Origin of the sequence: Enteractinococcus helveticum (assembly GCF_001657475.1) — a bacterium.
GTDB classification, from domain to species: Bacteria; Actinomycetota; Actinomycetes; order Actinomycetales; family Micrococcaceae; genus Yaniella; species Yaniella helvetica.
In genome coordinates, this window is sequence record NZ_LXEY01000025.1 from 1 (window position 1) to 407 (window position 407).

The 407-nt window shown below is 66.1% G+C and carries 1 protein-coding gene; it reads left to right on the top strand.

All coding sequences use genetic code 11. From position 1 onward, the window contains the following. A partial coding sequence (locus A6F49_RS14380) for a DEAD/DEAH box helicase (RefSeq protein WP_043056572.1) occupies nucleotides 1-407 on the top strand: 407 nt, incomplete at both ends.

Below are 407 nucleotides of genomic sequence, written 5' to 3' on the forward strand. Positions count from 1 at the left end.
AGCTGGGCTATGGCGCGCACATCGTCGTCGGCACGCCCGGGCGGCTGCGCGATCACTTGGAACGCGGCGCGCTCGATCTCTCGGCGCTGCGCGCGGTGGTGCTCGATGAAGCCGACGAAATGCTCGACATGGGCTTTCGCGACGATCTCGAGGCGATACTGGACGGCACGCCCGAGACCCGTCGTACCCTGCTCTTCTCCGCGACCATGCCCAAGCCGATCGTGGCGCTCGCCAGGCGCTATCAGAAGGATGCGCTGCGCATCTCGACCGTGGGCGAGGACCGCGGGCATGGCGACATCAGCTATCAGGCGATGACTGTCAGCCCCTCGGACATCGAGCATGCGGTGATCAACCTGCTGCGCTTCCACGAAGCGGAAACGGCAATCCTGTTCTGCGCGACGCGCGAC